The sequence below is a fragment of the uncultured Caballeronia sp. genome (assembly GCF_964243625.1).
Lineage (GTDB): Bacteria > Pseudomonadota > Gammaproteobacteria > Burkholderiales > Burkholderiaceae > Caballeronia.
This window is the reverse complement of sequence record NZ_CAXTGZ010000158.1, coordinates 1-11,676: the sequence shown is the minus strand read 5'-3', so window position 1 is coordinate 11,676 and position 11,676 is coordinate 1. Positions and strand designations below refer to the sequence as shown.

11 protein-coding genes are annotated in these 11,676 nt (G+C 59.6%); 4 read left to right on the top strand and 7 right to left on the bottom strand.

Translation table 11 applies throughout. From position 1 onward, the window contains the following. On the bottom strand, positions 1–371 hold a 371-nt coding region (locus tag ACFFAR_RS13175), incomplete at its 3' end, for an ABC transporter permease subunit (protein ID WP_375507982.1). A gap of 51 nt (positions 372–422) precedes the next feature. Then, positions 423–1,256: a transporter substrate-binding domain-containing protein gene (locus ACFFAR_RS13170; protein WP_375507981.1), complete on the bottom strand. Its 834-nt coding sequence runs from the start codon at positions 1,254–1,256 to the stop codon at positions 423–425. A gap of 317 nt (positions 1,257–1,573) precedes the next feature. Between ACFFAR_RS13170 and ACFFAR_RS13165 the strand changes: the two genes are divergently transcribed. From ACFFAR_RS13165 to ACFFAR_RS13155, 3 genes are read left to right on the top strand one after another with little or no spacing between them, the layout of a single operon-like run. After that, positions 1,574–2,545, top strand: coding sequence for an isopenicillin N synthase family oxygenase (locus ACFFAR_RS13165; protein WP_174365738.1), 972 nt, complete (start codon positions 1,574–1,576; stop codon positions 2,543–2,545). A 7-nt stretch (positions 2,546–2,552) separates the two neighbouring features. Further along, positions 2,553–3,944 (top strand): FAD-binding oxidoreductase, encoded by a 1,392-nt coding sequence (locus ACFFAR_RS13160; RefSeq protein WP_375507980.1) that lies wholly within the window; start codon positions 2,553–2,555, stop codon positions 3,942–3,944. Next, on the top strand, positions 3,944–5,071 hold the full coding sequence (locus tag ACFFAR_RS13155) for an aminotransferase class I/II-fold pyridoxal phosphate-dependent enzyme (RefSeq protein ID WP_174363365.1): 1,128 nt from the start codon (positions 3,944–3,946) through the stop codon (positions 5,069–5,071). Before ACFFAR_RS13160 ends, ACFFAR_RS13155 begins: the two co-directional genes overlap by 1 nt. Here the strand turns inward: ACFFAR_RS13155 and ACFFAR_RS13150 are convergent. The 5 genes from ACFFAR_RS13150 to ACFFAR_RS13130 form a co-directional block, all read right to left on the bottom strand. Beyond that, the gene (locus tag ACFFAR_RS13150) at positions 5,068–5,736 is read right to left on the bottom strand and encodes an RraA family protein (RefSeq protein WP_174363364.1); all 669 of its coding nucleotides are present in this window, start codon (positions 5,734–5,736) and stop codon (positions 5,068–5,070) included. The genes ACFFAR_RS13155 and ACFFAR_RS13150 overlap by 4 nt on opposite strands. Before the next feature lie 13 nt (positions 5,737–5,749). Further along, positions 5,750–6,772 carry an amidohydrolase family protein gene (locus tag ACFFAR_RS13145; protein ID WP_174363363.1) on the bottom strand — a complete coding sequence of 341 codons (1,023 nt, stop codon included), beginning with the start codon at positions 6,770–6,772 and terminating at the stop codon, positions 5,750–5,752. A 20-nt stretch (positions 6,773–6,792) separates the two neighbouring features. Beyond that, the gene (locus tag ACFFAR_RS13140) at positions 6,793–8,121 is read right to left on the bottom strand and encodes an MFS transporter (RefSeq protein WP_061999422.1); all 1,329 of its coding nucleotides are present in this window, start codon (positions 8,119–8,121) and stop codon (positions 6,793–6,795) included. Between the two features lie 251 nt (positions 8,122–8,372). Beyond that, complete coding sequence (locus tag ACFFAR_RS13135; protein ID WP_061999421.1) at positions 8,373–9,257, bottom strand: LysR family transcriptional regulator; 885 nt, start codon at positions 9,255–9,257, stop codon at positions 8,373–8,375. 25 nt (positions 9,258–9,282) lie between these two features. Then, positions 9,283–10,056 carry an IclR family transcriptional regulator C-terminal domain-containing protein gene (locus ACFFAR_RS13130; protein ID WP_062000849.1) on the bottom strand — a complete coding sequence of 258 codons (774 nt, stop codon included), beginning with the start codon at positions 10,054–10,056 and terminating at the stop codon, positions 9,283–9,285. A 324-nt stretch (positions 10,057–10,380) separates the two neighbouring features. Between ACFFAR_RS13130 and shiA the strand changes: the two genes are divergently transcribed. After that, positions 10,381–11,676, top strand: a 1,296-nt coding sequence (gene shiA, locus ACFFAR_RS13125) for a shikimate transporter (RefSeq protein WP_174363361.1), incomplete at its 3' end; no start/stop codon positions are given.

Below are 11,676 nucleotides of genomic sequence, written 5' to 3'. Positions count from 1 at the left end.
AGCAACTGCGCGGCTTCGAGTTGCCCATGCGGAATCCCGATGAACCCGCCACGCAGAATCTCGGCGAGATAAGCCGCCTCGCACAAGGACACCGCTGCGGCAGCGGCGACGAGCGGCGGCACATTGATACCGATGAATGGCAAAAAATAGTAGGTCAGCAGAAGCTGCACGAGCAGCGGCACGCCGCGGAAGAATCCGACGTACGCACCGCCGAGCTTCGAGATGAAAACATTCTTCGAAAGCCTCGCGCTGCACACGGCGATCGCAACGACAAAGCCCACCACCAGCCCGACAAGCGAAATCAGGACCGTGGCTTGCGCGGCCTTGATGAGTAGCGGCAGGGCGTCCAACAATGCATGGAGGCTGAACATGTGCTGTCCGGCAGGGGATTCGAAGGCGCCACGGCGCCATCGGCTCCTGGATCAATAATTAGGCGTTGGCATGGTTGTCGGCGTATCCATGGTTACGCCGAACCACTTCTTCTGCAGTGCTGCGAGACGGCCGTCGCCATGCATCTTGATGATCGCTTTGTTGATTGCATCGATAAGCGGTTTGCTGTCCGGGTCCTTGCGGCCGAGGTAGGCGAAGAACACCTTCGTTCCGAACGGCGGCTGCACCACGGCAAAGGTATCCGGACGCTGACGCGCCACGTAGGCAATGTTCGGTAGCGAGTTACCCACGGCGACGATCCGGCCGGCAGCAAGGTCGGCATAGGCCTGGTTATTGTCGATGTATTCCCGAACGTTCGTTTTGCCCGGCAACGTCGCGACGTACTGCTTCAACTGGTCGAGTTGCGCCGAACCCTTGCCGCCGCCAACGGCTTTGCCGGCGACATCGGCGTTCGTCTTGATGCTCGTGTCGTTCGCGCGCTTGAGCAATGCAACCGTGCCATCCGCAATCGGCAGCATGAATTCGTAGCGTTCCATGCGCGCTTTGGTGATGGTCACGGGACCGCTGACAATGTCGAACTTGCCGGCTTCCAGACCTGGCAGCACGCTCGGCCAGGGCAAGTCGATCGAGCGAACCTTCACGCCCATTTCCTTCGCGAGTTCAGCAAAGAAGTCTCTATTGAAGCCCTGTTGCTGGCCGTTTTCCAGGAAGTCGAACGGCGCAAACTGCATTTCAGTTCCCACGACCAGTTCACCCGCCTTCTTGACCTTCGCCAACTGGTCTTCCGCGTGAGCCGAAACCGAAACCGCTGTCGCGACCAACGCGGCCACGAGCAAACGACCCTTCCACTTCGAGAACACATTCATTGTTGAACTCCCCTGATTTAAGAGCACCTGGCCTCATGGAGTTTGCGCAGGTGAGCAAGCGGTTAGACGGGTGTTGGGTTGGCAGAAGCGATAAAATTCAGATGGCGCAATTCAGTATATACCGTCAATTCGCGGTGCCAACCGTGTCAAAAATACTTCTTGAGGGTCAGTGTCGGGCTTGTGCGAAACCCTACTCAAGTTCGAACAAACGCCGGGTTGCGCTCCCGTAATTGGCGGTATATACAGACGATGTTGCCGCGACCTTGATGTGCTTTCGCGGCTATGAGCAGACGGTATTCAAATCTCTGGAGTCACGGATGAGATCGGCTTCCCACATTCCTGTCGTCGATATGGCGGCCGTTCGCGCGCATGACCCTGCCGGCTTGCGCGAAGCCGCTGCGGCAATCCGCGACGCCTGCACGAGCATCGGATTCTTCTACGTGAGCAATCACGGTGTGCCTGCCGATGTGCTCGACGGCGCCATTAAAGGTGCGCGCGAATTTTTCGCGCATGCGCCGGAAGTGAAGCGTCGCGTGGCGGTGAATCATCGGCATCGCGGCTTTAATGCGCTTGGCGATGCCGTCATGTATCAGGCGACCAAGCCTGATTACAAAGAGTTCTTCAGCATTGGTCTGGAACTGGCTGAGGACGATCCCAGCGTCCTCGCGGGCGAAGCATTGCGCGGTCCGAACAACTGGCCGGACTTCATGCCGTCGCTGAGACCGGCGTTGTATGGTTATTACGAAGCGATTGGTGCATGCGGCGCGGATTTGCTGCGCGCGGTCGCGGTGAGCCTGGATATAGACGAAGCGTTTTTCACCGATAAATACACCAAGCGCATGCAGCGCACGCAGATGGTTTATTACCCGCCGCAAGCGCCCAAATCCGACGCCGATCAGTTCGGCGTCGCGCCGCATACCGATTACGGATGCATCACGCTTTTGTGGCAGGACAACGTGGGCGGCCTGCAAGTGAAGGAGCTGGCGACCGATAGCTGGATCGACGCGCCGCCCATTCCCGGCACGCTCGTGGTGAACGTCGGCGATCTGCTCGCGCGCTGGTCGAACGATCGCTTTCGTTCGACGCTGCATCGCGTGATCAACAGTTCGGGACAAGAGCGTTATTCAATCGCGACCTTCTACGATCCGACTTACGGCGCCCGTGTCGATCCCCGCGATCTCGGCTTGAGCGATACACCGCCACTGTACGACCCGGTCGCGGCCGGCGACTACATACTCGGCCGCATCAATGACTCGATGGGTTACAGAAAGAAACGCGCGAATGGCTGAACACGGAATGAACCAGATAGTACAAAAGTTGATCGATACACTGGGTCCGGCATCGGTGCGCACTGGCGACGCGATCGAGCCGCGCTATCTTGGCGACTGGAGCGGACGTTCGCCGGTGCCGCCGCTGGCGGTCGTGCTGCCGCGTTCGGTCGATGAAGTCGCGACCGTCCTGCGCCTTTGCAATGAAGCGCGTCACAGTGTTGTGCCGCAAGGCGGCATGACAGGTCTCGCCGGCGGCTCGATTCCCACAGGCGGCGATGTTTGCATTTCGATGGAACGTCTTGTCGGCATCGAAGAACTCGACGAAGCGGCCGCGACCATGACCGTACTCGCCGGCACCACTTTACAGGCCGTGCAGGAAGCTGCGCAGGCGGCTGGCTTCGAATTCGCACTGGATCTCGGTGCGCGCGGCTCGTGTCAGATCGGCGGCAATCTCGCCACGAACGCCGGCGGTATTCGCGTGCTGCAATCCGGCACGGCGAGAGAACAGGTACTTGGACTCGAAGTCGTGCTCGCCGATGGCTCCGTGCTCAGTTCCATGAACAAGATGGTCAAGAACAATACGGGTTACGACCTGCGCAATCTGTTCATTGGATCGGAGGGGACGCTTGGCATCATCACGCGTGCAGTGTTGAAGCTGAAGCCGCGTCGGGCGGCACGCAGCACAGCGCTTTGCGCGCTGAATGATTATGACGGCGCGGTTGCGTTGCTGCGGTCGCTGCAATCCACTTTTGGCGATGAAATCGGTGCATTCGAAATCATGTGGCCGGAGTTTTACGACTTCGGTGTGTCGCTGACGCAATCAAAGCAATCGCCGCTGGGCGAAGCGTATCCGGTGTATGCGCTGATCGAACAAGCCGGTTTCTCCGATGACCACGGCGAGCGGTTCGCCGCTGCGCTCAATGCGCAACTTGAGGCGGGCGTTGTGCTCAACGCGGTCATTGCGCAATCGCAATCCGAGACGCAAGCGCTTTGGGCGATCCGCGAAGCGACCGCGGAATTGCCGGTAAAACTGGAGCCGATCAACTTCGACGTGAGCTTGCCGATAGGCGCGATCGGTCATTTTGTCGATGCATGCCGAAAGGACTTTGGCGCACGCTGGCCGACGCATCGCGGGTTCTATTTCGGGCATATAGGCGACTCGAACCTGCATGTCACGCTCGATGCGCGATCGATACCCGGCGTGACGGTGGAAGAGGTCGATCACGCACTCTACGGCATGGTCCGCGATTACAAGGGATCGATATCCGCGGAGCACGGGATCGGCTTGCTCAAGCGGCCATTCCTCGGTTATTCGCGCAGTCCGGCCGAACTTGCGTGCATGCGTGCGATCAAGCATGCGCTCGACCCGCACGGTATTCTCAATCCGGGCAAGGTATTGCCTGCGGAAGGTACTTGATGAGCACTACCGGATTTATCGACGGCATGCGTGCCGAAGTGCGCAACCTGCCGGCCTATAACGCGGGTTTATCGAGCGATCTCGTGCGTGCGCAATATGGCGTGACGCATGTTGCCAAACTCGGCAGCAATGAAAATCCGCGCGGGGCCAGTGCGGCCGTCCTGGCGCATCTGGCGCAGTGGTCGACCGCCGCTTCACTTTCGCTCTATCCCGATCCATCATGCAGCGTCTTGCGCACGATGATCGCTGAAAAGCTGAACGTCGCTCCTGAGCAGTTGCTGTTCGGAAACGGCTCCGAAGACTTGCTTGCGATTGCAGCGCATACGTTTCTTGGCGCCGGCGATGAAGTGGTCACCGTGGTTCCGTCGTTTGGCTTGCATATCATTTATCCGCAGAGCGCTGGCGCGAAGGTGATCACTGTGCCCATGCGCGCCGATCTGGAATTCGATGTCGATGCGTTGATCGCGGCAATCTCTCCGCAAACGCGGATGGTGATAATCAGTAATCCGAGCAATCCGGTCGGTTGCGCGATGAACGCGAATGAGATGCGGAGGCTGTTGAGCGCGGTATCGCCGAATACGCTGGTTTTGTGGGACGAAGCCTATTTCGAATACGCCGCCGGCGAACACGGTTATCCCGACAGCCTCGCGATACTGCGCGAATCCGGTTTGCCGTGGCTGTTGCTGCGCACGTTCTCCAAGGCTTACGGGCTCGCTGGTTTGCGCGTGGGTTATGGCGTGGCTTCGGCGCCCGAACTCGCCGGCTTTATGGACCGCGTTCGCACGCCCTTCAACATCAATCAGATTGCGCAGGAAGCCGCGGCCGTTGCGTTCGCGGATCAGGCTCATGTTGCCGCGAGCGTCGAAGACACGCGTGCAGGGCGAACGCAAATGCGTGCTGCGCTCGAAGCGCTCGGCATCAGTCCGGCGCGCTCGCTTGGCAACTTTCTCTTTTTCGACTGCGGTGAAGACGCTGCCGCGCTTGCCGCGCGCATGCTTGCCGATGGCGTGATCGTCAAACCTTGGCGCGAAGCGGGCTACGAGACCTGCATGCGTGTATCCATAGGCAGCGCCGCCGATAACGCGCTGTTCATTGAATCGTTCAAGCGGCGCCGCGCATCGTTTTAGACAGCCATCATCTTTTTCTCCTGTGCCTCGATCCAGTCGCGATCGAAATGTCCCTCGGCGATGGAGCGCAGCGCAGCGGCTTCCTTGTCCGCCTGACGCTTCGCGCCTTCGATGACCGTCATTACATCGTCGGGGGAAATTGCAAGCACACCGTCCGCATCGCCAACGATGATATCGCCCGGATGCACCACCATGCCGCCGACGGTCACCGGCACATTGACCTCGCCAGGGCCATTTTTATACGGTCCGCGATGGGTCGCACCGCGTGCATAGACCGGAAAATCGTGTGCGCTCAGCGCCCCGACGTCGCGAATGGCGCCATCGATTACGAGACCCTGCACACCGAGGCTTTCAGCATACGTCGCCATGATCTCGCCCATGAGCGCCTGCGTGAGTTCGCCGCCGCCATCGATCACGAGGACATCACCGGGGCGGCAAAAATCGAACGCGCGATGAATCGCGAGGTTATCGCCCGGACGGGTGTGGACGGTTACGGCCGTTCCGGCCATAGGCTTGGGCTTGTGATAGGGCAGAAGTCCTATCGTGCCGCTCGCACGCGCCATGTTGTCGCTTAACAGCGATACGGCAAGGGTGCGCAACGTCTCAAGCACTTCGGGACTCGCTTGCGGCGCGGATGCATTCCGGCGCCATCCAGGTTGATTCATGATTGCTCCTCCTTCAGGAAAACTGGCGGGTGATCTGATTCGAAAGGCGTGGATAAACGGCGCGCGCGTTGTCTTCAAAGATGCGCTGGCGGTCGGCGTCGGTGAGCCATTCGATGGCGTCGATATAACGACGGGTATCGTCGTAATAATGGCCTGTCTCGGGATCGATGCCCTGGACAGCGCCGATCGTCTCCGATGCAAACAAAATGTTTTCTACAGGTATCACTTTTGCCAGCAAGTCGGTGCCGGGCTGGTGATATACGCAGGTATCGAAGAACACGTTCTTGAGCAGATAGTCCTTGAGCAAAGGCCTTTTCATGTCTTGCGCGAGCCCGCGGTAGCGTCCCCAGTGATAGGGAACAGCGCCGCCGCCATGCGGGATGATGAAGCGCAAAGTCGGGAAATCGGCGAACAGGTCCGCGGTCAGCAACTGCATGAATGCGGACGTATCGCCATTGATATAGTGCGCGCCGGTTGCATGAAAATTCGCATTGCACGACGACGAAACGTGGATCATCGCGGGCACGTCCAGCTCGACCATGGCTTCATAAAGCGGATACCACGAACGGTCGGTCAGCGGCAGTCCGGTCCAGTGGCCGCCCGATGGATCGGGATTCAGATTGCAACCTATGAAACCAAGCTCTTCCACACATCGGCGCAATTCGGGAATGCAATTCGCAGGCGCCACCCCCGGCGCTTGCGGCAACTGACATACACCCACGAAGTTGCGCGGAAAAAGCGCACACACGCGGTGAATCAGGTCGTTACTTTCTTGCGACCAATGTGCGTTGGCATCGGCGCCGGCAAGGTGATGGCCCATGCCGGCTGCGCGCGGCGAGAAGATCGTGAGATCGGTGCCGCGCTCGCGCTGGATGCGCAACTGTCCGCCTTCAATGCTCTCGCGGATCTGGTCGTCCGTGATGACCGGACGCGCAGGAGTCGGCAGGCCGTCCTTCAGCGCGGCGATTTGCGCAGCACGCCATGCCTCGTGTTCGGGTGGAGACGTCGTGTAGTGGCCGTGACAATCGATAATCATCGCTGGGTTCCAGATCAAGGCTAATGAAGATGTCCCGCAGGGGTATCGCCGGCAGGCATCGCTTCGAGTTCGTCTTCAGAGGGCTTCACGCGCATCACCAGCGCAATGACAGTCGCCACGACAAGAAACGCTGCGATCGTCAGGAGCGCCAGCTTGAAGTTGCCCGTCGCGCTGCGCACGAGGCCGATGCTCCACGGTCCGACCAGTCCGCCGAATTGCGCGATGGTGTTGATCAGCGCGATTGTCGCCGCGCCCGCGGCGCCCGTTCTGAATGACGAAGCAAGGCTCCAGAACAGCGGATTGCCTGCATAGATAAAAAGACCGGTCACGCAAAGCAGCGCATAGGCAATCACCGGATTCGGCGCGTAGGCGCTGCCTGCAATTGCAAGCGCGCTCATTCCATACACGAAGGCGAGATGCTTCTTGCGGTCGCCGGTTCTATCGGAACTGCGGCTGATCACGAGCGTCCCGACCACACCGAGAAGCGGCGGCACGGCTGAAAGAAATCCAACTTCCAGGTTGCTCAGGTGACCCAGGCTTTTCACGATCTGCGGCAACCACAGGAAGAGGCCATAGATACCCACGAGCGCGCAGCCGAAGAGACACGCAAGGCTCCAGACGCGGATATCGCTCGCGACGCGCAGCATGGGGAAGTGTTTATCGGCGCCGAGCGCTTCGCGCTCTCTCGCGAGCGTGGATTCGAGCCAGTGTTTTTGTTCAGGCGTGAGCCAGGCTGCTTCGGTCGGACGTTCTGTCATCAGCCGCAGGGTCAGCAAGCCGAGCAGCATGGCGGGGACGCCTTCGAGGATGAACATCCATTGCCATCCTTGCAAGCCAAGTGGTCCGTTCGCGTAGGTCATCAGCGCAGTCGAGATAGGTCCGCCAAGCACCGCCGAAAACGATCCCGCGATGATGTAGCCGCCCACCGCCCGCGCCCGGTAGCGCACCGGGAACCACTTCGTCAGATAGACCGCAACACCGGGCAGAAAGCCCGCTTCCATCACGCCTAGCAGGAAACGCAGCACATAGAAGCTGGATTCGCTGAAAACAAAAGCGGTAGCGGCTGCGACCGCGCCCCATGTCAGCAGGATCCGTGCGATCCAGAGCCGCGCGCCCAGACGATGCAGCAGCAAGTTGCTCGGCACCTCGAGCAGCATGTAGCCGAAGAAAAAGATGCTGCCTGCGAAACCGAACACGGCCGGGCTGAAGCCGAGCTGTTTGTTCATATCGAGCGCGGCGAAACCGATGTTGATCCGGTCCAGATAGTTGAAGAACATCATCGCGAAGAGCAACGGCATTAGGCGGCCGTACACCTTGCGCATGGTCGAGCTTTCGATCGGGTCGATCATCAACGTCTCCTGTCTTTATTAGCGCCCGTGGACCGGGTGTCGTATAGGTGAATCGCTTTTTTGCGGACGGACGCATACGCACAGAGCGGTGCCCGCGTTGCTTCGATCAAGTCCGGAATGTGTTGGCGTGCGGGACAGCGAGCTGCGGCAAGATCGTGCATTGCACGGGATGCCTGACTGATGGAAGTGATGTTACGAACCCGGGCGCCGCGCGTCCAAGACCGTGTTTTTATCTTTTTATAATGATTTGCTTATAGTACGGGCGCGAGGCACTTCAGAAAGGCTTGGAGATGAGACGATGTATCGTCGCTTCGAAAGCTCGCTGAAAGCGTCGTCGTCTGCGACGCCAACGGTGCATCGAGGCGAAGGTAGACAACATCGGAACGACCGTGCCGTGCAACCGATTCACCCACGAACGTCACGCCCAGCCCGGCCGCAACCAGTGCAATCGCCGTCTGGATCTCGTAAGCCTGATGCGCGACATGCGGCGTCACGCCGGCATTGCGATAAAGCGACTCCACAAAGCGCGAATATAGTCCGTTTGAATGCTTCGGGTAGAGCACGAGCGGGGTATTGGCAAGTTGCGTGATGCGCACCGATTTCTTGCCCGCAAGCGGATGGTCCGGTGAGAGCACGACCGCGACCCGCTCGTGCAGAAGCGGCAGCGTGGTGCAGCCCGCAATGGCCTGCACCTGCCGCCCGATGGCGACGTGAATCCGCGTTTCATGCAGGGCGTCGGTCTGTTCTTCGGTGAGCATCTCGAACAGTTTCAGCTCGACGTTCGGATACGCGCGATGAAACGCCTTGAGCGCGGGAGGCAGCACGCTATACATCGATGAACGCGTGAACCCTATGCCGAGCCATCCGCGCAAGCCGAGTCCGATTTCACGTGTGCCGAGCGCGACCTGATCGAACGATGCAAGGATCTGCCGTGCCTCGATGCACAGATAACTTCCCGCTTCGGTCAGCCGCAACGGACGGCTGCCACGATCCACGAGCTGTGTGCCGAGCCGTTCTTCAAGCGCGCGGATCTGCTGGCTGAGCGCGGGCTGCGCGACGTGTAATCGCTCGGCCGCGCGGCTGAAGTTGAGTTCTTCCGCAAGGACGACAAACGCATGCAAGTGCCGGAGATTCATGATGTCGGGGCTCGCTCAGACCACATCAAACAACGTTCAGCATGGCGAGCGCGGTCTCTTGCAGGTGATGCACCACGCGGTTGACGGCGGCTTCGGTGGTTTCGCGTCCTATCGGCATGTTGGTGCTGAGCGCCGCGACGACTTCGCCATGCCGGTCCTTCACCGGCACCGCAATCCCGCGCACACCAACCTGCAACTGCTGTTCGATGACCGCAAATCCATCGGCGCGCGCCTGCCGGATCTTCTCCTGCAGCCGCACCTTGTTGGTTAGCGTATGGGGCGTGAACGGCGCGAGCGACGTGGTGTTGAGCCACTCGTGCACCGCGTCTTCATCGGGTTTGTAGGCGAGCAGCACCACACCCGGCGATGTCAGCGGCGCCGGCACTCGCGCACCGAGCACGAAGCCCGTTGTCATCACACGCGAGGTGCCGTTGCGCGCGATGAACACAAGCTCCCATTCATCGAGCACGCTCATGTAGACCGACTCGTTGAGCGTCGCGCTGAGTTGTTGCAGATAGGGCTGAACGAGCTTGGGCAAGCGCGCGGAATCGAAGTACGACCAACCGACTCGCAGCACGCGCGGGGTGAGGCCAAAGAGCTTGCCGTCGCTTTCCACATAGCCGAGATGCTCCAGTGTGAGCAGATGCCGGCGCGCGGCCGTGCGCGTCATTCCCGTGCGAGCCGCGGCCTGCGTCGGGGTCATGCGTGCATGGTCGCTGTCGAAAGCCTCGAGTATTGCAAGACCTTTTTCGAGCCCCGCGATCCAGTCGCGTTTGTCGAGAGGCGGTCGTTTGGTCATAAGCATTAATCCTAAATCCGTGCGATCAGTGATGGCGTACGGGCGATTATCGCTCACATGAGCGCGTTGATGTTTCACGCATTCATAATGCAGAATCCGGATGGCGTGCCTCGCGGACGCCGTTCCAGGCCTTAGTGCTAACCCGATAAACAATCGCTGATCGCACATTCTCGTTCGATAATCGCGTTCACACCTATAGAAACCGTTGCCCTGCAAAAGACGCCATCCTATGCTTCATCCACTCCTGAACCGATCGACTCGCTTACGCGAGCGGCATGAAAAAAACATCGGACAGTCAAACCAATACATATCAGAGACAACGCAATGACTATCGCAATCCAGCCTGTCGGCGTCGAGAGTGTGGACCTCGATAAAAGCCGCGCCCGCAAGGCGGCACTCGGCAGTTTCGTAGGCGCTGTGGTCGACTGGTATGACTTCCTGCTCTACGGGATCATCGCGGCGATCGTGTTCAACACCGAGTTCTTTCCGAAAGTGAGCCCGGCCATGGGCACGCTCGCAGCGTTCGGCACCTTCGGCGTGGGTTTCCTGTTCCGGCCGCTGGGCGGCTTCGTGTTCGGGCACTACGGCGACAGGCTGGGCCGCAAGCGCATGCTTGTGCTGACCGTGATGATGATGGGTTTGTCGACGGCGATGATCGGTTTGTTGCCTACGTTCGCGTCCGTCGGCTGGTGGGCGCCGGTGATGCTGATCACGTTGCGTGCGATTCAAGGTTTTGCCGTGGGCGGCGAATGGGGCGGGGCAGCATTGATGGCCGTGGAAAGTGCGCCGAGCAAAAAGAAGGCGTTCTATAGCAGCGGCGTGCAAGTGGGTTATGGCGTTGGGCTGATTCTCGCGACGGGGATTGTCTCCATTCTCAGCCAGACCATGGACGATGCCACTTTCAAGAGCTGGGGCTGGCGCATTCCGTTCGTGTTCAGTGTCGTGCTGGTGCTGATCGGGTTGTGGGTTCGATCGAGCATGGAGGAGTCGCAGGAGTTCGTGCACAAGGTCATCGAAAAGGGACAAAAGCCCAAACGCTTGCCGATCTTCGAAGCGCTGCGCCAGCACCCGAAAGCGTTCCTGCTGATCATTGCGCTGCGTCTTGCCGAGCTTTTCACGATGTATATCGTCACTGCATTCGCGCTGAGTTATTCCACGAGCAACCTCGGCATGCCCCGGCAGTTTTTCCTGAACATCGGGTTGCTGGTGGGCGCCGTCAGCATTCTCACCATTCCGTGTTTTGCAATACTCGCCGACCGCTTCGGGCGCCGGCGCATCTACATCATTGGCGCGGTGATCGGCATGTTGAGCGCGGTGCCGTTCTTTCTTGCGCTCGATGCACGCTCGACTGTCTGGATCGTGGTCTTCTCGGTGATGCTGGCGAACATTGCGCATGACATGGTCGTGAGCGTCCAGCAGCCGATGTTCACGGAGCTATTCGGCACTGAATATCGTTATAGCGGCGCGGGCGTGGGGTACCAGGTGGCTAGTGTGGTGGGCGGAGGGTTTACGCCGTTCATCGCGGTGGCGCTGGTGAGTTTCGCCGGGGGTTCGTGGCACCCGGTGGCGGCGTATCTCGCCATTGGATGTGCACTGTCGGTGGTCGTTGCCGCGAAGATG